Here is a 23,887-nt window from a genome sequence, read left to right as displayed (position 1 = left end):
ATGATTACGATCCATAACTATATAGAAAGCATTGAGCAAATCGGCATTAGTAATCTTCCAGTACTTTTAAAGAATTTCCATAATGATTTAAAGGAAGGCACAAATGACTTTACAGACTGGAGCGTTTTAGAAGATGGCGATATTAAGGAAAGTACAGAGCTTTATTTTAAGGAGCTTTCAAAGCTGCTTGCAGTAAATAAAAAAGCTGTCAAGGCCGAGCCCAAAGCCAAGCCTGCAGCTCCTGTAAAAAACAAAGTCTCATCTATTAAGTCAGATAAATATTTTGTAGGTCAAAACATCACATTAAAAACAACGGGTGAAAAGGCCGTAATCAATAAAATATTTACGATCAAATCCGGAAATTTTATTCCTGGTCAAGGAGTACAAGCTCCTAAGGTTGAATACTCATTTACAATCAATACAAAAGATTCCATCAAAACAGTAAATGAAGATGAAATTTCTATTGACGTTGCTCCTACTCAAACTAAAAACACACAAGCCAGCAGCGATGCAAATCAAGTAGAAAATACAAGTGAAGATGTAAAATTCATTAAAAGCTTTGTCGCTTTCAATAACAAACAGAAAACACATGCTCAAATCAGAAGCCTATTATTAAGACTGCAAAAAGCAATTACACATAGGCTCATTAATAAAGATTCAACCTATGCTTCTGAAATTGGTATTGTGCAAGACAGGCTTATAAAGCTAGCAAAAGCAACAGAAACCAGCGGAGGAGCAGACATTAAATTGGATAATAGTTTGCTGAGTAAACTCACTGCTATCGCTGGAGGTGAAATCGTTTACGCCTCCATTGCTTATCTGAAACGATACATCGGCATGCAGTCAAAAGAGATTGAAAAGACCAAGGCAGAAAGTTTTGTAAGACAGGCAGAGAAAGCAATCAGCAGCGCAAAAGTTGAACCGACCGATCCATATCTTGACAGACTCAAAGTAGCAATTAAGACGGTAAAGAATTACATCACTGGTAAAGATAAGATCGTCAGTATTTCTAAAACTGAGTTAAACGGTTTGATGGGTATTGTTGATGGATGTGGATGTGGTCTAGCTGGGACAGACGATAGCCCAAGTGAGATCATGAGCAGCATGGACTTTGTAAATCTAAAATTTGATACCATCGGCTTTAAAGGCAAATGGCTTGATCTGATTGGTGATCCTTCTCCAGGATTTTCAGCGATGATCTATGGAAAGCCTAAGTTTGGTAAGTCGTATCTGTGTATGGACTTTGCCGGATACTTAGCAAAGAATCATGGGAAAGTGTTGTATGTAGCAAGTGAAGAGGATCTATTTATTACCCTTCAAAATAAGGTACGAGAAAAAGGCGTAGCAGATCCGAACCTGTTCTTAACAGGCACTATGCCCAAAGATCTTTCAGCTTACAATTTCATATTCCTGGATAGCGTGAGCAAGCTTGGTTTGTCACCGGAAGGTCTGACAGCTCTTGAAAAACAATATCCGCTTATTTCTTTCATCTATGTATTCCATGTCCGTAAAGACGGGAACTTCAAAGGAAGAAATGATTTTCAACACGACGTAGATATTGTTATTGAAGTACCGGAGAAAGGTCATGCTGTTCAATACGGCAGGTTTAACCAGGGCGGAGAAATGGACATCTTCGAATATGATGAAGCAGCTTAAATAAGTTTTAATTCTAAAGAACGATAGATATGTGGGAACTGATAAAAGGATTATTTACAAGCGGAAAAATACTTGAAAGTGCAAAAGACATCATTGATGAAGTAGTTACTTCTAAAGAAGAAAAAGCAAAATTACACATCATGTTCGAACAAATGCTCAATGAGCATGAACAGACCATCTTAAGGATGGAAGTCAAAGACCGTGATTCTGCTCGCAACCGTGAAATTGAGACTGCTAAAGTAGGATCAAGAAATTTCACACAAAACATTTTAGCATATGTAGGTGTGATTGGTTTCTTTGCAATGATGGGTTATCTCCTATCCAATGGCCTTGGTGAAATGAATGCAGAAGAAAGCTTTATCATTGGAAACCTTACAGGTATGGCAGGTGCAATTGCCAAAGACATTTTCAGTTACTACTTTGGTAGCTCTAAAGGTGAGCATGACACAAGACCACAGGCATTCGACTGGCAACGTTTCAAGAATTCAGATGAGTTTAAGAAGATTAAAGAATTGGGTAAAGATAAAGGCAAATAAAATTTTAATCTCAACTGCATTGCTATGCATCTAAATTCGTATCCTAATTATGAGAGATAAAATAATAGTTACCACTCACGACGAATTAATCTTTTTAATTGAGGATTCTGTTCGTAAAATATTGTCAGAAAAAAGTGAAATTAAACACAACGAAAGTAGCACATTGCTGCTTTCACTTAAGGAAGCTTCAGAATTTTTAAAGCTTGCACCTCAAACAATTTATGGATTTACTTCCAAAAGATTGATTCCCTTTATCAAACGAGGAAAGAAACTCTATTTCAAAAAAAATGAATTAGAGGAGTGGCTGGACGAGGGGAAGAAAAAGTCGTTGGCTGAGTTAAATAAGGAATTTAAACTAAACGGTAATATTAAATTGTAATTATTTAAAAAAATCCCAACTAGTTAATAGTTGGGATTTTTTTAAATAAGACTATATAATTAACCCAATATTTTTTCATTAGCATCATCGATAATATCGTTCTCAAAGCTATCCAAATAAATCTGAGTTGTCTTTTCTGTATCATGCTTCATTGCTTCACTTATCACAGAAGTTGACACCCCGCTTTTTTTCAAAATAGTAGCCCATGAATGTCTGGCAACGTAGGTGGTTAATTTAACATCTATGTCGCATGACTTAGCAATTACCTTCAATCCTGAATTAATTTGCTTTGTCACCTTCTTTATTCTATTATGTATTTGGTTTTGGTTTATGTGAACTTTATCGTTAAGAATTGGGAAAATATATTTTGATAGTTGATGTTCCAAATAATAATTCAAAATTTCTATTGCAGGTTTTAGCAGTTTAATATTATATTCCTTACCTGTTTTCATTCTTTTAAACTTCAATCTTCCGTTTTCAATGTTGGCATTTTTCAGAATAGCAATATCTGAAATGTTCATACCCATGTTATAGTAACTAAATAAAAAATAATTTTTACTATGCCATTCATTTGTATCTTCATCAATTTTCAAGTCAATGATACGTTGCATTAAATCTTTTGTAATAGCTCTTTTTTTAGTTTTAGTATCTAGCTTACTAATCTTATATACATCGAAAGGGTAGCAATCTTTTTTCACATAGCCTTCTATTATAGCTTTATTATATAATGAACGCAATGTCCTTATATAGACACTTATGGAGTTTTCACTAACATCATTACCCAATAAATATTCTTCTAATTTGTTTAACATGCCAGGATCAAGCTCATGAAAGAATAAATCTTTTCCTTTTCTAAATTTGAATAATGCCTTTCTTGAATCTCTATACACAGCTGCATTTCCAATTTTATTAGCTTTTTTGAAACGTTCAATTACTTCATCATAAAATTTAAGAACTGTTATTTTATTTTTACTCTTTTTTGTTGTGGCAATAATTTCGTCTGCTGAATAACTTTTGTTTTCAATTTCAGACTCCATAATTGCCTTCTTTACTTCAGCAATCTTTTTGCTGATGAGTGTTTCTAACTCAAATTTATTAGGGTTCTTTTTATTGGGAATACATTTATTCTCATCCCACCATTCTAACTTTGTACTTATTCCTAAAGAACTGTATTTAGTTTTTCTATCAATTATTATCCGAATCCATACCGGATATTCTCCATTTTTAAGCTGCTTATTTTTAGCTAAAAATACTTTTACAGATGCCATATCAATGTATTTAGGTAAAACATAGGTAAAACAAAAGTAATAAAAATTGATAAATAACCAAATATGATGATAAGGTATAAACTGTTTATTTACTCATTATCAATTAATTAATAAACAATGATAAAATTAAAAAAAGTAATATCTCATGCCTGTCACGCAGGAGGTCGCGGGTTCGAGTCCCGTCAATTCCGCGAAAAGCCTTAGAGAAATCTAAGGCTTTTTTGTTTTAGAGACTTTTCAGTTTTATTGAGTACTGATTAAATAGTGCGCATCCTTAAGTATTATTTTCAAAACAGTTGCTTTAAAGTTGAATTAGTAGTGCATCTCCACACAATTCAATCGCTAATTAATTGTAATAAAAAGACATGCTATTATTTATTGTTAATCCATTCATTTTTATAAAACAATTTAGTATTGTAAAACGATTTCATTTACTCACTAACCCATTTAATTAATTTTTACAATGTTTTTTATGAATGTATGTAAAACTTACTGTCATCTTTATCATAAGAATCACGCGTAAATAAAATACAGCATTTGATTTTTTAAGACATGTCGTGTCATTTGAAATATTCCAGCAATTCCAACTTTAAACTTTTATGCAGGATTTTACTTTTCAGAAATAAAAATTCTGAATGCTATTTCTCTGCTGAGGAAACCGATCATGCAAATCAGTAATTTTTAAAACGATATATACGTTCATTTTTAAAACGATATATACGTTCCCGCATTCACTGATATCAAAACAGGAACGGAAACAATTGAATGATCTAAAATTATATCAAATGTTAGATCCTTTAATTTTAACATATGTTAACAATACTCTGATTTCCAATCATTACTAAATCTGGACTACATAGTAATTTCGTAAAAAAATAACATTATTTTTTTTGCCAATACAGTTTTCATGTGTTGTTTTGTACCGGTAGTTTTAAACAGTGTTGCTTTTTATAAACATTTGTTGTCGAAAAAAATGAAATATTTTTTAAGCAGATGCAAACAAGTCTGTTTATGAAGCATTTTAAATAAAACGTACAGCGATATTTTTATCACAAACTATATTTTTTATAAACTACCGCGTAACACATCTTTTAACTATCAAATAACATCGCCTATGTAAACCTACACACAACTTATTGTTGTCAGTGAGCTGACTTTTTACCTGTACAACATGCATCGATTTGGCATAACAAAATCACAACACACATAAACGGACCTCCGTTTATTTTTCAATCATCAACCCTATAAATTAAGTACAAATGAAACTTAAACTACTTTTACTACTAGCTGCGATTACAGTATTTTGCCAGCTTAGCTATTCACAAGGACAAGGAAGCGGGTGGGTTGCATCTATCGGCCCAAGTCCATCTGACCCTACAACTAAAACAATTATTTCTGAAGGACCTACAAGTATCAATTTTGGACAGACATATAATTTTAAAGCAAGATCTTCTATATTTCCACAGGGCTTAGTTGATCTTTCCAGTGAATACGAAATCACGGAATGCGTGATTTTATGGAATTGGTATCTTGTAAAAGGAACGATTGACAATCCACTTCCGGCTGGTTATCAAAATGTGGCTTCAAATTTATTGCCAGGTCACGGCAGTTCTATAAACATCACCATCCCGGCAACAACCGGAACGTATACTGTAGTTGTGCAGGCAATATCATTTTCAAGTGCAACACCCCAGTGTTCGTACAAATGTGATGGTAAAGCATCTACGTACTCAGGTTACAGAGTCACCTACAACGAACCTGTTAATTATGTTTGCAAAAATAATCTGGGAAGACCAGCGTCGGGTTCAAACAGTGTAAACGGAACACAAAGTTATTACAGTCTTTCTCCAAATGTACAGGTTAAAGTATGTAACATTCCCGGCAGCTATGAAGGTTCAACCTCTACCGGATGGTGCCGCAGATTTATCTGGTGGATGTCTGTAGATGGCGGTGCACCGATTGAAGTAATTTATGGTAACAAATTATGTAACGGCACAAACACAACCGATTCTGATTTTGATTTAAATGTACCTTTACTTACGGCTGTTCCAGGTACGCATACCTATGGTTTCACCAGAAACTACCAGCTTATTAAGCCCAATGGTGATGTAAGCTCAAACAACTGGAGCAACTGGACGTATGTTACACTAAGTACCGGCCATATGCTTGATTATTTTAATTTCAGTTATACAACAAGTACGCCTAGCTGCGGACAAACAATAACAATGAGTCTTCCGACTGTAGCAAACGCAAACTACAGCTGGTCTGTACAGGATGGTTCTGCAAGCCCCGCTACCGGCCCAAGCACACAGGTTACCTTTAACAGCCAGGGGGCAAAGAATGTAAATGTAACAGTAACATCTACCGACGGAAGCTTTCCTCCGAAAACATTTACAAAGGTTATGAACGTACAAAACAGGATTGCAGATTTTACGCTTCCTGCATTGTCCGGTAATGCCGCTGCAACTACAATCAGTGTGCCGGCACAGAATAATGTTACGTATACCTGGTCTGTTCCGGGAGCAGTGTTTAATGGTGTACCAACGAATGTATGCAACATCAAAAATTTCACTTCTGCCAAAACAGGAACATACTCGCTTACCATTACACCTGCTGCGGGAACATGCGGAACAGCTATTACGAAAACAGGTACAATCAATATTGCCCATCCGGCTCTGCAGTTCAGCGGAACAACGTATGCACAGGTACCAAACAGCCCGGCATTTAATTTAGGAACAGGAAACTTTACCATGGAAGCCTGGATAAATGCATCAAATGCTCAGGTTTCTTTTCCGCAGATCATGTCGTTACGTACATCGGGATCTGATGGTTTCCTTTTCGGATTGTTCAGCTCCGGAAAACCTTTTATCCAGATGGGTGGCAGCACTGGTAACTGGGAATGCGGTAACTGCGCTGACTTAAGAGATAACAAATGTCACCACATAGCCATTACCAGAAATGCCGATGTAATGAGTTTTTATCAGGATGGTGTATTAATGAGTTCTTACACGGTTGGGTATGCAACAAGGAATATACAAAGTACCGGTCCGTTAAATATCGGAGTGGATGCCGCGTCACCTGGCAACACGTATTTTAAAGGGATGCTGCATGATGTCCGTATCTGGAATGTTGCTAGATCTTCCTCAGAAATTGCTGCCAATTATTCTTCTCTATTGGCAGGAAATGAACCAGGTCTTATAGGAAACTGGAAAATGAATGAAGGACAAGGCCAGTCATTGCTTAACAGTGCAGCCGGCAGCTCTAGTGCAACGTTGGGTACAACTTCAGCAACGGAAGCTGCTGATCCTGCCTGGGTGAGCTATACCTGTAACAACAACAATTACCGTACAGGTGATAATATGTCAATGGCTGATAATGCACCCGACGATGGTTTAGGTATTCAGGAATATGGAGAAACGGCTTTCACTATCTACCCGAATCCGGTAACATCGGGCCTTGTATACTTTGGTAAAACTGCTTCTGAATTCACGTTGATTAACAGTGAAGGTGTAGTGGTTCGCAAAGGAACGAATACGGATAAAATGGACGTATCTAATCTTTTACAAGGACTTTACATTCTTAAGCTGGATAACACGGCAGAAAAAATAGTTATTCAATAATTGAATACACTGTTTATCAATCTGCCAATGGAATGCATCCATTAAAAAAAGAGTCACGCTATATGCGTGACTCTTTTTTTAATGGATTTTTCAGATGAACTGTCGGATATAACTGCATCAGTTATGTCGCTATTTAACCTGAATAAATTATACTTCCTGCATCTTTCGTTTCTTACTGATACTTGCAGCCGTATAAATACTGATCTCATATAACAGATAAATCGGAATGGCAACAATCAGCTGGCTCATAATATCCGGTGATGGTGTAATAATTCCGGCAATAATAAATACCAGGATGATTGCCACCCGGCGATACTTCCGCATAAATTCCGGTGTTAGAATGCCAGCCATTGCCAGAAAATAAACCAGTACGGGCAATTGAAAAATCAATCCGCATACCAGTACCATAATGGTTACGGTTGAAACATACGAAGTAATATCAAACTGATTCTGAATAGCTGCATCGATGTTGTAGTTTGCTAAAAAATTAACGGATAAAGGCGCCAGTATAAAATACCCGAAAAGAATTCCTATGATAAACAAAAACGGCACAACAGAAACTACTTTAAAACTTACGTTAATCTCATTTTTGTGTAAAGCAGGTTTTATGTATTTCCAGATCTCCCATACAATAAATGGAAACCCTGCAATGAATCCCACAATAAATGCCGACTTTAAATGAATGGTAAACTGGCCCGACATTTCCCTGCTTAACAAGGTAAAGTTTAATGTATCCACACATAAGCTGTTATCGATCCTGCACAGCATTCTGTATGTCCAGAAATCCGGATAAGCGTGTGCAAGAATAATCGTATGAAAAATGTACGGCATGTAAATAAACGCTACAACTGTAAAAACCAGAATGATTACTACAGCGCGTATAAGTCTCCATCTTAATTCTTCTATGTGATCTAATACAGAAAATTCAGCTGAATGATCTTTAACAAATGATTTCCCCAACAGATTAAGCAGAAACATGGTCGTGTGGTTTGATATAAAATGAAGAGAAGAACTAAACGTCCTTCTCTATTGATTTATTTATTTCACTTTTCACTTCAGAAGAAGCATCTTTAAATTCTCTTATCCCCTGCCCTAAGCCTTTTGCCAGTTCAGGTATTTTTTTTGCTCCGAACAATAACACGACTGCAAACATAATGAGTGCAATCTCTCCGCCTCCAAGGCCCATGATCAATAATACGCTACCTAACATACCTGTATAATTTAATGTGATATATAAAACTGTGATGAGTTATAATACGCAGCAGGTGCTGTATTACCAGCAACCTGCTGCGTATTGATTAACTTACAATAAACCCTTGTGCAATACCGAACACGGTATTTTTATCCAATGGTTCATCAAATGCTTCTGCGATATTTGTCATCGTAACATCAGCTGAAGCCAAAATAGACAGATCAACACCACCCTGGGTTAGATTACTTTCTGCAGGGAAATTTGCATCCTCACCGGCTCCATACGTAGCGCCTGCTTCACCCACACCGATCCAGCCATTCAGCATTCTAAGCCTGCGCACTTCTGATGCGTGACGTGCCTCTACGGAATGGATCTGTAACGCTGCTGTTAAGGCTACTTTATTTGTTATAAGATTACCTGCCTGACCCTTATATGCTCTAACACCTGTATCTTCCAATGCCTGCGCAGTTGCAAGAAAATTTGCATAGCTATCAAAGGCGGTACCAAAATCAAATGCTGGAGAAGGATTAGCGGCACTCCCTAATACATTTTTCAGGAAAACAACATGCGCTGATTCATGTTTTTTGATCTGATTAAAAATTGTCATATCTGCACTGTCAATCAAACCTGATTTAGCTAACCCCTGTACATAAAAAGCCTCTTCCAGATATTCAAGTGTTAATGCATAATTCAATGTATCTGTTACCGATTGTGTATTTGCCTGTGTACTTGCCTGAACAATGCGTGGCATAGCAAACAATGCAAATGGTAACGAAGTAAGGGCAGCTTTTAAGCTGAAATCACTCGCCTTCTTAAACAAACCTCTTCTTAAGGCTGGCTTAAGAAATTCTTCCTGATCAATTTTTTCTAATTGAAGATCGTCTATAATTTTTAATAAGTTCATAACAGTTTTGTTTAAGCGGTTGGTAAATTACTTGCATTGATTTTTGTCTTGATGTATGTTCCTGCAATAGCAAGAACCTGAGCTGGCGTTTTTGCACCATCAAGACCTGTTGTAGCATCTACAACATCGTCTCCGGAGAAATCTGCTGATTTAGGATTTAACAAATCTCTGATTGCAGCGGCATGTCTCGCTTCAACAGAAACAATTTTCCCAGCCAGACCAAGGTATACAAGGCCGTTGGCTGTATTAGAGATCAATTGGCCAGCCCCATTATAGGCCGATACACCCAGATCTTCAAACGCTTTAGCCGTACCTAATACGCTTGCTCTGTTACCAAAATCAATGCTTGAAAAATTAACCTCAAGATCCTGGATAGCACTTGTTGAAAGTGCAGCTTTTAAAAAATCTCTGTGCACAATTTCATGTGCTTTGATGTCTTTCAACAACTGCTGCTCGGATGCAGAAAAAATTGTTGTAAACTTACTGTTTGCTACTACCTGGATGTAAAAAGCTGCTTCCAGCTGTTCCAGTGCATACGCATAATTTAAAATCCCGGTATCCCCGCTTCCCAGATTTACACCCATATCAGAAGGAGCCGGATCATCATCATCCTTCTTCTTACATGAAATAAGAATAGCCGAAGCTACAGCAGTTGCTCCTGCTGTTTTCAGAAACATTCTGCGATTTTTACCAAGATCACTGATCTGGTTTTTCTCTGTAGTGTTTTGCATGTGGTTGGTTGTTGTTTTGTGTTTAAATAAAGTTCCCTTGGAATTATTTAAAATAACATACTACCTTACACCACTAAATGGATTTCAACGATTCAAAAAAAACATTAAAATAATTTCAAGTCGTTAAAATTCAATGACTTGAAATTATTTTATTTTTTTAATTAATTATTCAGAAAAGGTATTTTAAAACATCCGGAATATAAAAACAAAAATAGCTTCTGACCCAAAAAGCCATAATTGTATGAGTTTTATAAATAAAAAAATGTCTGGCTAAATTTCTTTAACCAGACATTTTCAAGAAAAAAGTATTTTTTAAGTATTATTTGCTTACCACCAAACGTCTGTTTTCTGTAACACCGTTCATTGTTAATTTCACGATATATACACCTGCAGACAACGAGGAAACGTCTAATGAACTATTACCAGTGATTTCTTTTACAAATACAGGTTTACCTGTTACATCCATAAATTCAATCTGTGTAACTTCTGAAACATTTTCAATATGCACCATACCTTGTGCAGGGTTTGGGAACATTGTAATGGATTTCAATGCATTTGTTTCAGACAGACCTGTTGCTACTGTATTTTTAACACAAACTGTAAAAGCAGCATTCGAAGGAACTTCCTGAATGTAATTCTGAATTTTAACATAATACGTTCCGCCTACTGTCAAGCCTGTTACGTTAGCAACTTCTGTAGTTGTAGATGAAATCATATCATCTACGCAGGCTAATGATGTTGTACTTGTACAAGACGCCAGAACACTTAAAATAACATCTACATCTGCCCCTGGATCAGCTGTTATTGTTGCTGTAGTAGCGTTCGCAACAAATTTATAGTATACATCTAAATTACCACTGCATCCGTTTGCTACAGCAGAAGTTGTAGCACCGTTAAATGTACCTGTTGTGTTAATGCATGTTGATGATTGTGTTAATGTAACTGCGTTTGCACACTCATCATTTGCCGGAGGAATAGTTACACAAATAGTAAATGTTGGTGTAGCAGGCAACGAAGAACCGTATTGCTGAACTTTAATATAATACGTATTACCAATAGTTAAACCTGTCATGACAAGTACTTCTGTTGATCCGTTTGACGTATTATCAATACATGTTGTATAAGCACCGCCACATGTGCTATGTGCAGAAACAACCGCATCATATCCGGATGAACCAACAACCGTTACAACTGCATTCGTTGAAGTAGCAACAAATTTATAAAACACATCACTATTTCCTGTCTGGCAGGAAGAAGCTGTTATTGTAGACTTTGTTGCATTTAACGAAGTACCGGTAACCGGGTTGCATGATGTTGATGGTGTTAATGTAATTGCTCCTGAACACTCATCATTTACAGGAACCGTTGCAGGAGTACTTATAACACATACTGTAAATGTGCTTGTCGATGTAGGAGGTGAAGTACTGAAAGCTGAAACTTTAATATAATACGTTGTGCCTGCTGTTAATCCTGTTAACTGTACAGTTTCTGTTTCGCCGGAATAAGTATTATCCACGCATGCCAAAGAAGTACCGCCACACGCACTGAATACACTAAGCTTCATGTCTATTTCAGAAGATCCGGTAGCATTAACGGTAGCCGTTGGTGCATTTGCCACAAACTTATAAAACACATCATAATAACCGCCACAACCTGTTGTAACAGCAGAAGTAGTTGCTTTATAAATTGTACCCGCAACGGATGAACATGCTGTATTTGGGGTTAATGCGATTGCTCCGGTACATTCATCATTTGCAGGAGCCTGTGAAACCTGATTCTGAACACAAATTGTGAATGTAGAAGCAGCTACTGTACTGGAATATGCCTGAACTTTAATGTAATACGTATTACCGATTATCAACCCATCCATATCAACAACTTCAACATCATTACTTGCTGTATTATCTTTACAATCAAGAGACGAAGTACCGCATCCTGAAAATACACCAACGACAAGATCTAACGTACTAAGTGTTGGTGTTACAGTTATTTTAACTGCCGGCGATGTTGCAGTAAATTTATAAAACACATCATAATTTCCACCACAAGAAGTAGTGGTTGTTGTAGTTGAAGCATCTGCTAACGTACCTGATACCGGAGAACACGTAGTAGAAGGAGTTAAGCTTATAGCTCCTGTACACTCATCATTTACAGGACGTGTAACAGATTTAACACAGACACTGAATGTTGAACTGTATGGTGCAAAATCATAACTGGCAACTTTTATGTAATAGGTATTTCCAGGAACCAATCCATTGCTTTGAATAGTTTCTGCATATCCGGTATAATTATCGTTACCACAATACAAAGCAGTACCGCCACAAGCTGAAAACAAACTAACCGCAGGATTAAGCCCTGCACTTGGTGTTACTGTAATGTCTGCAGAAGCAGATGTTGCCACAAACTTAAAAAACACATCATTGTAGCCTACGCAGGATGACGTTGCTGTTGAGGTAGTAGCGCCGGCAATGGTTGCGTTTATGGATGTACACGTTGTTGACGCTGTAATTGTTGTAGCGCCCGCACATTCATCATTAGCAGGTGCTGCTACAGGTGTTTGGTTTTGAACAGCAATGGTAAAAGCAGGTACAATTCCTGTGGCAGGTTCGTTGCTTGCTACTTTTAAATAATATGTTGAACCAAGTGTTAAATTAGTTAAGTACATGGATTCAACCGAACCAGTACCTGAATTATCAACACATGCCAGATAAGAACCGGCACATGAAGTAAATAAACTCACGAATGGATTAAAACTTGCTGATGGGGTTACAGCAACAACTGCAGAAGTAGAAGTTGCTACAAATTTATAAAACACATCTAAGTCTCCTGAACAGGAAGTTGTAACGGTAGTTCTTGTTGATCCAGCCAATGTTCCGGAAAAAGGAGCAGGCGTTGTGGCAGGTGTTAGTGTTACTGCAGCACTACATTCATCATTTGCAGGACGTGTTGTATTTTGCACACAAATTGTAAACGTTGGTGTCGACAATGTTGAATTGTAGCTTGAAACTTTAATATAATATGTTTGACCAACCGTTAATGTGGAAACCTTAGCTTTCTCCGTTCCGCCTTGTCCGCCATTATCCTGACAAACAAGACTTGCAGATGTTCCGCATGCAGACAAGATGCTTAGTTTAGCATCAAGTGTAGAAGACGGAACTACAGTAACATCAACCGCAGCCGATGACGCAACAAACTTGTAGAACACATCTGCATAGCCATTGCACGCAGTTGTCAGTGTACTTGTCCCTGCTCCTGTCAGGGTTCCGCTTGTTGGGGTACAAGTGGAAGATGGCGTCAACGTAAGTGCGCCGGTACATTCATCATTTGCAACCTGCGAAAAAGATGAATGAAAAATTGAAATGCTAAATAAAGCGAGTAAAAATATTTTTTTCATAGAACATATATTTTTTCACAAAACTACAGCAATTCAATCAATTACATAAAAAAATATAATTAATTAATTGTCCACACAATATTATTTTGTATAAATATTGTTTAAACAAACAAATTAATTACTTAAAAATAAGCTACTTATATAAAAATTAACTGTCTCTTCGTTTGCTTTTCTTTCCTGCCATTTTTCGTTTGTCTTTGTAATTATAATTATAATCCTTCAGGTTGCTTTCTTTTTTGGCATGAAAAGCTGCTCCGGGTATATATTCCTCTATTGTTGTCTTTTTCTTCTTAACAACTTTTTCTTCTTCATCTCCTCCTCCACGGTTCCCTTCAATAACCAAATCAACCGGCAGCTCCATAATTTCCATACTATGCCCTACACCTAATTCAATCTTACGAACCATATTCAATTCAATGTCAGTTGCATACGTAATAGCAACCGTATTGGGAAGTTCATCCACCTGTTTACGTTCTACTCTATTGATAAAAATAGTACGGTCTGCAGGAAGATCAAAGTGAAGAATGTGACCGATATCATCCAGATTCAGCAATACCTCTTCTTCATTTGACAGTAACAATACACGAACATTTTCGTCTTGTTTAAACTGTTCAAAAGATGTAAATCCTTTCTGACTATACGATGGATTAAAAATAGCTACTGCTCCTTCAATGCGTTTTTCTAAACTTTTCAATAATTTATCAGAAGTCACTTTTGAATTTGAAAAAACGACAACCTTCTTATAGATGTCATAATCACGCATCATCAGGTTCAGCAGATTCAATTTTGTTTTATAATTCGGAACTTTAAACAACTGTAAATCAACCGTACTTAACACATGTTCTGAATCCAGATTTACTTCAATCGTTGTAGGATAGACTAAGAAGAAATGGATGAGTTTTTCCAGTTTTTCGTGCATCACTTCTGTAAATACAATGTGCTGGCATTTAGGTAAACTTTCAGATATATTTTTTACAACTGTTTGCAGACCTTGTTTAACGATAAGATCTGCATCATCCAGAATAAATGTTTTAAGCTGTGTAAGGTTGACAGCAGATTTAATATACAATGCCTCAATACGGTCGGGTGTACCAATCACTACATCAATACCATCTTCCAGTAACTCCCGCTGGCCTTCCATGCCTGCACCGGGATAAACACCCAATACACGTATATCCAAATTCTTACCCAGAAATCTGAACTGTTCTTCTAATTCAAGGCCCTTATCTTTATTAGGAACCATAATCATTGCGCGGGGAGCAATTTCAAAGGCATATTTTAATTTTGCCAATACGCCTAAAATCATTGCAGTAGTTTTGCCGCATCCCTCAGGCCCAATAACAACCAGATCCTGTCCGCCAATAATACGTGATAATGTTTTTTCCTGAACTTCTTTAGGTTCAACAAAACCCATATCAGACATTGCAGTATTTAACTGCTTATTCAATTTTAAAATTTCTAAAGGCACGGTATTCGCAATTTTATATCTCGGATAGCTTCCTGTTAACACAGGCCAGCAGAAAACACGTATTCGGTTTGAATACGGTTTCTACCTGCAAATTTAAGAAATAATAAACGGTTTCAACGGTGTTTGTATGTTTCAATCAGCTTTACTGTTAAAGGATGTGTGAATTTATTATTTAAAAGCAGCTTAACGGATCAATTTATGATTAAAAGGTATGCAATATCGTTGGTACCTGGCTGAAGCTTAGAAAAAGTACGGGGTAAAGCACGGATTTATCCTTATATAAACCACCTCATCACCCGCCTATGTGCCGGATTGACGATTGTAAACGGCTTATCTGCGGTAAAAAATGGATGGTATATCAGGCACATACACATAAAAAATTATTTATTTAAAGTGATTTGACGAATAATAAAAACTAAAATACCAGTAAAAGGATGTTGGTATATCGAATCAATAAAACGGAAATTCATAAAATTTCTTATCTTAAACGAAGATATTTTACAAGCGTATCTGAAACATATTAAACTTTGGGCTATGAAAATTACAACGCTTCTCTTTTCTTTTATTTTAATGATGCAGGGAGTACTTGCTCAGATTGTTCCCTTAGGTCAACCTATCAGTACTGCACTTACCGATGATTTCAATCCGAGTGTAAGCGGGAACGGAAAAACATTATTGTATGAAGTGATTTATAGAAACTCCAATAAGGCTGATGTAATGATCTCCACACAAACAAATGGTGTGTGGTCATTTCCACAGGTAGTTGCGGGTGTTAATACACAAACGGAACAGCTTACTAACGGAGGTTATTTCATCAACCATGCCGGCAATATTATTCTTTTTCATTCTAACCGCTATAAAGGTATTGGCGGAACAGATATCTGGTATACCGAAAAGAATGCAAACGGTGCCTGGTCTGCACCAACCAATTTTGCAAAGCCGATCAATAGTACAGGAAATGAAATTGATCCATCGATGTCTCCGGATGGGAAGTTTTTATATTTTACCTTATTAAGCGATAAAAAAACACCAAACGGCTTACCGTGCGGAAAAATCATGGTGAGTGAGCGCCTGAGCTCATCTACCTGGAAAGCTCCCGTAGAATTGCCCGGCACAATCAATACAGGCTGCGAATGCGGCGGCAAGCTTTTGTCTGATAATAAAACATTTCTTTTTTCATCCATGCGCCCGGGAGGGAAAGGCGGATTGGATTTTTATAAAAGTACATTGAATGATGACGGAGGTTTTACCACACCAATAAACTATGCATTTATCAATACACCAGATGATGATAAATACATTTCAATAGCTGCCGGCGGTTCTATGTTATATGCCGCTGCTCCCGGTAAAGGTAAAGATGAGCGCGACATTGTACGTTGTAAAGTTCCGGACGACATGCAGCCTGAAATGGTAAAATTATATCAAGGTGTTTTAAAAAATGCGGCAACACAAACTGCTATCACGGGACAGATCACCGTAACACATATAAAGACGGGCACAAGTATGGTATACAGAACTGCTGCAGACGGAAGTTATTCTGTACCTGTATTAACAACAGACGATTATGACATGGGAATCTTTTCTGCGGCGCCGGGTTTTGAATATCTATCCCTTCACATTGCAACATCGCCAGTTAAGAAATATGAAGAAAAAAATATTGAATTCAGTTTAAAACCATTAACCAAAGGAGTTGAGATCCCGCTTTCGGCACTTAGCTTTAAAGATGTTACAGCAATTGACAATGCCAGTCAGCTGGAACTGAATCGTGCAAAATTACTGCTTCGTTTAAACCCAACTATATCGTTCGAAATTCAGGCATATACAGATCAGGTTGTCACAGATACGGTACGTCATACCGCCATGGATAAAGAAGTGCTGAATCAGGCCGACTCAACCGTTACATACAGTAATGATTTTACAAAAGAAGAGGCGCGATACATCTATGATTACCTGGTACAAAACGGAACATCCGCAAGCCGCTTAAGCTACAAAGGCATGGGTGTAAATCCCGCAGAACAAAAAAAGAAATATGTGCTGATCGTAAAGTAACGTATTTAATAATCCAGATTGAATAAGGTTGCAGCACTTCTTGCGCTGCAACCTTATTTTTTTATTTTGTAAATGAGTGATGTAAAAATAGAATGTAATTTTCCGCAGTAATTTGTCTACTCTATTCCTATAAAGTTTATATATTTAAATACCTCTACAAACCGCATGTTCAACGTTAGTGGTAATTACATCAGACAACAATACTATTAATAATATGAAAGAAGATAAACTTGCTGTATTAATTGACGCAGACAACGTCCCTTATTCAAATGTCAAAGAGATGCTTGAAGAAATTTCAAAAAACGGGACACCTACTATTAAAAGAATTTATGCTGATTGGACAAAACCGACTGTTTCAGGCTGGAAAAGCGTCCTTTTGGAAAATGCAATTACTCCAATTCAACAATACAGTTATACAACTGGCAAAAATTCGAGCGACAGTGCTTTGATAATTGATGCCATGGATATTTTGTATTCAGGAAAGGTAAACGGTTTTTGTATTGTTTCCAGCGATAGCGATTTCACAAGATTAGCTACAAGACTTAGAGAGGCTGGAATGACAGTTATTGGATTTGGTGAGAAGAAGACACCTAAGCCTTTTATTTCTGCGTGCGACAAATTTATATACATAGAAATATTAAAAGCATCTTCTGTTGAGACAAAGGTTATTACAAAACCTGATGAGAAATTGAAAAAGGAAGAACCTATCAGCAAAGTAGATAATGAAACAATTCGAGTAATAACAGAAAGTGTAAATGATTTAGCGGATGAAGCAGGTTGGACATTTTTAGGGAGTTTGGGTAACTACATCCTTAAAAAGAAGCCAGACTTTGACCCAAGAAATTATGGATTTCCTAAACTGTATCCGTTAATTAAAGATATTGATAAATTTGAACTTGACGAAAGAGAAACAGGAATAAAAAACATTAGACATATATATTTAAAAGAAAAATAACTACTGCTAACAGCAGCTACAAAATGCGCGTATTCGTGCTTTGCATGACAGTTATAATTATAAAAAGTAATTATCTTCGAAATCAAGTTTTGTGGTAAAAGTCCCGTCCTTCGGGTAGCAGCAATACGTTCGTGGCAAGTGTAATAGAGAGCACTAACAACATAAATCAATGCAAGACATATTATTTGACTTTATATCAACATACATTTCACTGACAGAAGATGAGAAGAACGCATTACTTTCGTTAGACCTATTTCGTTCGGTACCGAAAGGTACGATCTTACTCAAAGAAGGACAGAAATCACAGGAGAGTTATTTTGTTTTAAAAGGCTGTATCCGGATTTATTACATAATAGACGGAGAAGAAAAAACTACTGCTTTCTACACCGAAATGGACGCATTAACACCACCTTGTGTTATACATAATGCCCCTTCTGAATATTTCATTAGCTGTATTGAAGACAGTATTCTTACCGTTTCAAATTTAGAGATGGAAGCAGAAATAAACAGTAAATTTCCAAAGTTTGAACTCATGTGCAGAATGTTGTCGGAAGAATTGTTAGCGAAACAACAAATAGACTTTGACGCGTTTAAGACATCTTCACCTGAACAACGATACCTGAACGTATTACAAAATAGACCGGACCTTATTCAGCGTGTTCCGCAACATCAATTAGCAAGTTTTTTAGGCATTAAGCCTCAATCCTTAAGCAGACTCAGAGCACGGATTGTTGACAAAAAGAGCTGATACATTTTTCTTAACTTAAGTGAAGGAGTTGTAGTATCCTGTCTATCTACTTTTGCCCTATCGTTTCACATAAAAAAGGATAGTAATGCAAAAGAATGTTTTATGGATTGGACTTGCCCTCATGTTGGCAAGCAGTATACAGGCGCATGCACAGGTTGCCCAAAAAGACAGCACCTATAAAAGATGGTTTATCGGGAGTTCCTTATTGATGTTTGGAAATTTTGATCAAACAAACAATCCCGGGTATATCCAATTAAATGCCGGCTATCGTGTAACACCCAAGGATGTTGTTCAATTAAGATTTAAACGATCCATTTATGCCTGGCCACTTGGAATCCCTTTTGGACCTTCCTTTGATGCACCGGGGGAAAACTATTCCGGACATGCTCGCATACTTGCTCCTCAAATAGGCTACCAGCGTTTTTGGTGGAAAGGCGTTTACACATCCCTTTATGCATTGAATGCTTTTGAAAAATACATGGATGAGAACAACAATAAGATTGGAAATGGATACACCTTGTATCTGGACTTATATTTGGGTTATCACTTTACGTTTTTTAAAAACCGGTTCTTTTTTGAACCAGCTATTGGTGTTAGTTATTGGCCCATACGAACAAATGTTCCGGAATCTTTTAAAGCAATAGAAGAAAGATGGCCGAACTACTTTATACAACCGGGCCTGGATGTTGGATTTAAATTTTAAAACAGCAATCATTAAGCGGATCGTTTAAATAGAGCATGCTTTTAATCCCATGACCAGTGCGCCGCGGCGGACAGGCCATTCTAAAGATTTCGGTCTGTGAGCCAACAATACAGGAAGCTTCGTTTTGAGCACAGTACGTTGCTGTTGATCCGCGTAACTGTTTCAGCATTAAAGTAACCATAGAACTTGCGGAAACAAAGATTCCGTTCTGTTCTGTGAGCTGCAGACCGAGGTGATACCAACAACAGCGTCGTTTCCTTTTAACTAAACAACATGAATGGGTCATTTATGAATACACAAAAAACAACACACAATATGCATACACAACATACATTAGAAGACATCAAAGTAAATTTGAAACTGAAGCTGGCTGCGCTGTGGGCGAGTTTGATGTTTCTCATTATCTATCTTGATTATTTCCACTTATACATGCCGAATATGATTGATGAAATCCGGACAGGGATTGTGTTTGAATTTGATATTACACAAGGATTTCTTTTGATAGCACTCATCGTAGTGACAATTCCGGCTTTGATGATTTTCCTTTCTGTTGCCCTGCCGGTTACCATAAATCGACGGGTAAATATCATAATTGCTACAATGAATATTCCGTGTATATTGTTTAATCTGGCTGGAGTAGCCTGGGCGCACATGTATGTGGGCGCTGCTGTACAAGTTGTGCTGCTTTGTCTGATTATCCGTTATGCATGGAAGTGGCCGCGTGTAGAGATATAAAAAACGATCAACGAAAATTTGATTAAAAGTAACCGTAGATCATTTTTCTGGCTGAGGCTGGTAAGTTATACTACTCCCCTAACCTTTGAAGATACAGAGCCAGTCAACGGCGGACAGGCTATTCTAAAGATTTCGGTCTGTGAGCCACAGACCAAGGTGATGGCGGACAGGCTATTCTAAAGATTTCGGTCTGTGAGTCACAGACCAAGGTGATGCAGACCGAGGATGGCGTTGCTCTGGCACAATATGTAAGGGAGAATCGCATTCGCCCTTTAAAGGCAAAGGCCGTCTAGATGTTAGTCTCGACGGCCTTTGTCTTTAAAATGAAATATACTTCGCACTCACCTGAATCACATCCACAAACGCCAGCACCAGTAAAAATAGCAGCAGATTCTTTTCTGCCTCTTCATAACGCAGCCATAGATTATTATTATACATTAATGTTGCGATTAAAAAACTTAAACAAAACGCATAATACAAATCGTATTCCGTAGCAATAAGAAACCTGCTCGCATAAATCAATATAAATACAACGAGTAAACATTCAAGCATCTCAAAGCTCTTAAATTCAACACTGTGTTTGTATGCCAGTATACCTAATGCAATAGCTGCAGCAATAAATGGTGCTGCCAGAAATATTGAATAATAAAGTTCATTCGAGCTCAATAAAAAAAAACGGCAGAACCACTGAACAGCAAACAAGGCAAACGTTAACAGGATAAAATCTTTCTTTTCTGAAATAACGGTATAGAAAACGGCTAAAGCAGCGATAAAAAATGTATGAAAGCTAAAAACCACCATACTTTCAATTGGAATGAAAAGAGGAATTATAGTAGATAATAAAATCAAACCGATTAAACCATAGGCGATCTTATCTTTTAATTCTTCGTTTAGCTTCAGCATATTTTTATTTTAATAATTCTTCTAATTTAGCATCCAATGCATCACCTCTCAGATCACGGGCGATTACAACGCCTTTCGGGTCGAGTAAAAAGGTTGCCGGTATACCTTCTACCTGATACAATTGCACGACAGAAGACTGCCATGATTTTAAATCCCCGACATGCGTCCAGCTTAAACCATCTTTTTCAATAGCCTTCAACCATTTCTCTTTACTATCATCCAGAGATACACTCAGGATATCAAAATTCTTACCTTTGTATGTATTGTAAGCACGTACTACATTGGGAGATTCCTGACGGCAAGGGCCGCACCACGAAGCCCAGAAATCAAGCAGTACATACTTTCCTCTGAAAGAAGATAACCGAACCATTTTGCCCGTTACATCCGGCAACGCAAACTCAGGCGCTTCTTTCCCGATTGCAGCCGGATTGCCTTTATCTTTCGCAGCCTTTTGTTCCAGATACGCTTTATACTGTGTTACATTCGTAACCAGGCTCGCCGTGTATTTATAGTCAGGCTGTTGTTGCTTGATCGTAGTTGTTGCTGTTTCGATAAACGGAAAATCATTTTCCCAATCGGCATAGCTCAACATGCTGAATACAATAGGCGAAGCTGTATGTTTAGTGATCGACTCACGTACATATACTTTCATCTCCGCTTCCACTTCCTTAATCTGATTCATGTAATTGGTAGCAATTACGGATGGTGTGGATGTATTCTTGATAGAATCCAGCATGCGGGACAGATTGGATTGTGCCTTGTTAAATTCAAGCATTTTTTTATTAAATGCTGCATACGCTTCATTATCCTTACTGCCGCTAAACACAACCGTTTCAAAAGGTTCTTTTGCATCTACTGTAAACGTGATGTTATCTCCTGTTAGAATCACCGGCAAATAGCTGTTTTTATCAATCCGTATACGGTATATATCCACTTCTTTTTTAATGCCTGAAAACGAAATCGATTGATCATCTATTTTTGCAGAGTCAACCGTTACCCAGCGCTTATCGCGGATCTCTTCCAGACAGGCATATTCAGATGTTGTATTTAAAACTTTCCCCTGTATGGAATAGTTAAAGCTTCCTGCTTCCAGTGGCTTTTTCTCTTCGCAGGAAAAAATAATCACCGAACATGCAGCCAGGGAAATATAGAAAAGAGATCTTAGATTCATAAACATACCATTATGCTTCCAACACTTGTTTAATCAATTCTGTAGCAACTTTCGGATCTGCTTTGCCTTTGGTAGCTTTCATCAGGTCACCCATAAACATAGACAGAATACCCGTTTTACCACCTTTGTATTCGGCAACTTTGGCCGGATACTTCGCAATAATTTCCTGTATCAAGGGAATCAATTCATCTGTATTGCTTTGTTGAATCAGGTTCATTTCTTCGGCAATCTGCTGCGGAGATTTACTTGTACCTTTAAGCAGTTCCGGGAAGATTGATTGGCTAGCAATCGTTGTGTTTACTTTCCCGGAATCAATCAGATCAACCAAAAGAGCAATCTGTTCAGGATATACCTTCAGGTCTTTTATATGCAGCGCCAATTCATTCAAATGTGATTTCACCGCACCGGTTACCCAGTTGGATGCTGCTTTATAATTTTTAGTATGATTACATACTTCGTTGAAATACAAGGCAATTTCTTTGCTATCTGTCAATACATTTACATCGTATTCAGATAATTTAAATTCGTTTGAGAATTTTGCATACAACTCCTGCGGTAAAGCCGGCAAGGCAGCTTTGATCTCAGCCAGCCAGGCATCACTTACAGCCACAGGCTGCAGATCCGGCTCAGGGAAATAACGGTAATCGTTAAGTTCTTCCTTCGTACGCATACCATGTGTGGTACCGTCTTCCGCATCAAACTGACGGGATTCAGAAACAATCTGTTCTCCTTTTTCGATCAATTCAATCTGACGTAAAATTTCAAAATCAATTGCACGCTGCACGTTACGTACAGAGTTCATGTTTTTAACTTCTACTTTTTTACCGTATTCTTTTGCACCTTTAAGCATTACAGAAACGTTGGCATCACAACGCATAGAACCTTCTTCCATGTTACCGTCGCAGATCTCCAGATAACGAACCAGCTTACGGATCTCGGACATTACCGCGTAGGCTTCTTCCGACGTACGGATATCGGGCTCTGTAACGATCTCGATCAATGGAACACCGGCACGGTTGTAATCAACGAGTGTATCTACTTCACCTGCAAGGTGCATGTTCTTACCTGCATCGTCTTCCATGTGAATACGATTCAAACGGATTGTCTGCTGATCGGTATTCTTCAATTTAATTTTAATGCTCCCGCCAATACAGATCGGTGCTCTGTCCTGCGTTGTTTGAAACCCTTTCGGAAGATCGGGATAGAAATAATTCTTGCGATCGAAAAATGTTAAGCGGTTGATCTCTGAGCCACATGCCAAGCCCATCTTTATGGCATACTCTACCACACGCTTATTCAGCTTGGGCAATGTGCCCGGGTGGCCAAGTGTAATAACACTTACGTTGGTATTGGGCATACTGCCGAACTCTGCTGAGTCTGAAGCAAATATTTTACTCAGCGTAGATAACTGCGCATGAACTTCCAAACCAATAACCGGTTGATATTTATCTATAATTGACTGATCCATAATTCTT

At 37.5% G+C, this 23,887-nt stretch carries 19 protein-coding genes; 9 read left to right on the top strand and 10 right to left on the bottom strand.

The window, feature by feature from the left end:
* Genes CHU_RS07140 through CHU_RS18855 form a run of 3 tightly spaced genes read left to right on the top strand, consistent with a single transcriptional unit; the run spans position 1 to position 2,571 of the window.
* Positions 1 to 1,656 (top strand): ATP-dependent serine protease, encoded by a 1,656-nt coding sequence (locus CHU_RS07140; protein ID WP_011584851.1) that lies wholly within the window; start codon positions 1 to 3, stop codon positions 1,654 to 1,656.
* A gap of 29 nt (positions 1,657 to 1,685) precedes the next feature.
* Entirely contained in the window at positions 1,686 to 2,192 is a 507-nt protein-coding gene (locus CHU_RS07135) for a hypothetical protein (protein ID WP_011584850.1), read from the top strand.
* A 49-nt stretch (positions 2,193 to 2,241) separates the two neighbouring features.
* The gene (locus CHU_RS18855) at positions 2,242 to 2,571 is read left to right on the top strand and encodes a helix-turn-helix domain-containing protein (RefSeq protein WP_011584849.1); all 330 of its coding nucleotides are present in this window, start codon (positions 2,242 to 2,244) and stop codon (positions 2,569 to 2,571) included.
* 59 nt (positions 2,572 to 2,630) lie between these two features.
* Here the strand turns inward: CHU_RS18855 and CHU_RS07125 are convergent, their stop codons facing one another.
* A complete protein-coding gene (locus tag CHU_RS07125; RefSeq protein WP_011584848.1) occupies positions 2,631 to 3,839 on the bottom strand; it encodes a site-specific integrase in 1,209 nt (402 codons plus the stop codon).
* A gap of 1,259 nt (positions 3,840 to 5,098) precedes the next feature.
* On the opposite strand from CHU_RS07125, the gene CHU_RS07120 reads away from it, so the two are divergent.
* Positions 5,099 to 7,459, top strand: a complete 2,361-nt coding sequence (locus tag CHU_RS07120) for a LamG-like jellyroll fold domain-containing protein (RefSeq protein WP_011584847.1) — start codon at positions 5,099 to 5,101, stop codon at positions 7,457 to 7,459.
* Positions 7,460 to 7,606: 147 nt separating this feature from the next.
* On the opposite strand, the gene tatC is transcribed toward CHU_RS07120, so the two are convergent.
* The 6 genes from tatC to CHU_RS07090 form a co-directional block, all read right to left on the bottom strand.
* Positions 7,607 to 8,437, bottom strand: a complete 831-nt coding sequence (tatC, locus tag CHU_RS07115; RefSeq protein ID WP_049755494.1) for a twin-arginine translocase subunit TatC — start codon at positions 8,435 to 8,437, stop codon at positions 7,607 to 7,609.
* Between the two features lie 34 nt (positions 8,438 to 8,471).
* A complete protein-coding gene (locus CHU_RS07110) occupies positions 8,472 to 8,669 on the bottom strand; it encodes a Sec-independent protein translocase subunit TatA/TatB (protein WP_011584845.1) in 198 nt (65 codons plus the stop codon).
* A gap of 88 nt (positions 8,670 to 8,757) precedes the next feature.
* Positions 8,758 to 9,555 carry a ferritin-like domain-containing protein gene (locus tag CHU_RS07105; RefSeq protein ID WP_041932252.1) on the bottom strand — a complete coding sequence of 266 codons (798 nt, stop codon included), beginning with the start codon at positions 9,553 to 9,555 and terminating at the stop codon, positions 8,758 to 8,760.
* A gap of 11 nt (positions 9,556 to 9,566) precedes the next feature.
* Positions 9,567 to 10,286: a ferritin-like domain-containing protein gene (locus CHU_RS07100; protein ID WP_011584843.1), complete on the bottom strand. Its 720-nt coding sequence runs from the start codon at positions 10,284 to 10,286 to the stop codon at positions 9,567 to 9,569.
* Positions 10,287 to 10,605: 319 nt separating this feature from the next.
* Complete coding sequence (locus tag CHU_RS07095) at positions 10,606 to 13,680, bottom strand: T9SS type A sorting domain-containing protein (RefSeq protein ID WP_011584842.1); 3,075 nt, start codon at positions 13,678 to 13,680, stop codon at positions 10,606 to 10,608.
* A 148-nt stretch (positions 13,681 to 13,828) separates the two neighbouring features.
* Positions 13,829 to 15,127 (bottom strand): DEAD/DEAH box helicase, encoded by a 1,299-nt coding sequence (locus tag CHU_RS07090; protein ID WP_238379363.1) that lies wholly within the window; start codon positions 15,125 to 15,127, stop codon positions 13,829 to 13,831.
* 555 nt (positions 15,128 to 15,682) lie between these two features.
* On the opposite strand from CHU_RS07090, the gene CHU_RS07085 reads away from it, so the two are divergent.
* From CHU_RS07085 to CHU_RS07060, 5 genes are all read left to right on the top strand, one after another.
* Positions 15,683 to 17,197, top strand: a complete 1,515-nt coding sequence (locus tag CHU_RS07085) for a PD40 domain-containing protein (RefSeq protein WP_011584840.1) — start codon at positions 15,683 to 15,685, stop codon at positions 17,195 to 17,197.
* Positions 17,198 to 17,411: 214 nt separating this feature from the next.
* A complete protein-coding gene (locus CHU_RS07080) occupies positions 17,412 to 18,152 on the top strand; it encodes an NYN domain-containing protein (RefSeq protein ID WP_041932251.1) in 741 nt (246 codons plus the stop codon).
* A gap of 169 nt (positions 18,153 to 18,321) precedes the next feature.
* Positions 18,322 to 18,900 (top strand): Crp/Fnr family transcriptional regulator, encoded by a 579-nt coding sequence (locus tag CHU_RS07075; RefSeq protein WP_011584838.1) that lies wholly within the window; start codon positions 18,322 to 18,324, stop codon positions 18,898 to 18,900.
* Between the two features lie 85 nt (positions 18,901 to 18,985).
* Positions 18,986 to 19,603, top strand: a complete 618-nt coding sequence (locus CHU_RS07070) for a hypothetical protein (RefSeq protein ID WP_041932250.1) — start codon at positions 18,986 to 18,988, stop codon at positions 19,601 to 19,603.
* 315 nt (positions 19,604 to 19,918) lie between these two features.
* Positions 19,919 to 20,338: a DUF6326 family protein gene (locus tag CHU_RS07060; RefSeq protein ID WP_143144107.1), complete on the top strand. Its 420-nt coding sequence runs from the start codon at positions 19,919 to 19,921 to the stop codon at positions 20,336 to 20,338.
* A 318-nt stretch (positions 20,339 to 20,656) separates the two neighbouring features.
* Here the strand turns inward: CHU_RS07060 and CHU_RS07055 are convergent, their stop codons facing one another.
* The 3 genes from CHU_RS07055 to gatB are packed head-to-tail and all read right to left on the bottom strand — an operon-like array spanning position 20,657 to position 23,880.
* On the bottom strand, positions 20,657 to 21,241 hold the full coding sequence (locus CHU_RS07055; protein ID WP_011584835.1) for a hypothetical protein: 585 nt from the start codon (positions 21,239 to 21,241) through the stop codon (positions 20,657 to 20,659).
* A gap of 4 nt (positions 21,242 to 21,245) precedes the next feature.
* Positions 21,246 to 22,412 (bottom strand): TlpA disulfide reductase family protein, encoded by a 1,167-nt coding sequence (locus CHU_RS07050; protein ID WP_143144106.1) that lies wholly within the window; start codon positions 22,410 to 22,412, stop codon positions 21,246 to 21,248.
* A 10-nt stretch (positions 22,413 to 22,422) separates the two neighbouring features.
* Positions 22,423 to 23,880: an Asp-tRNA(Asn)/Glu-tRNA(Gln) amidotransferase subunit GatB gene (gatB, locus tag CHU_RS07045; protein ID WP_011584833.1), complete on the bottom strand. Its 1,458-nt coding sequence runs from the start codon at positions 23,878 to 23,880 to the stop codon at positions 22,423 to 22,425.
* Positions 23,881 to 23,887: the final 7 nt, after the last annotated feature.

The sequence above is a fragment of the Cytophaga hutchinsonii ATCC 33406 genome, from assembly GCF_000014145.1.
Taxonomy (GTDB): domain Bacteria; phylum Bacteroidota; class Bacteroidia; order Cytophagales; family Cytophagaceae; genus Cytophaga; species Cytophaga hutchinsonii.
Note: the sequence above shows the minus strand (reverse complement) of the source record. Positions and strands in the feature narration are given on the sequence as shown.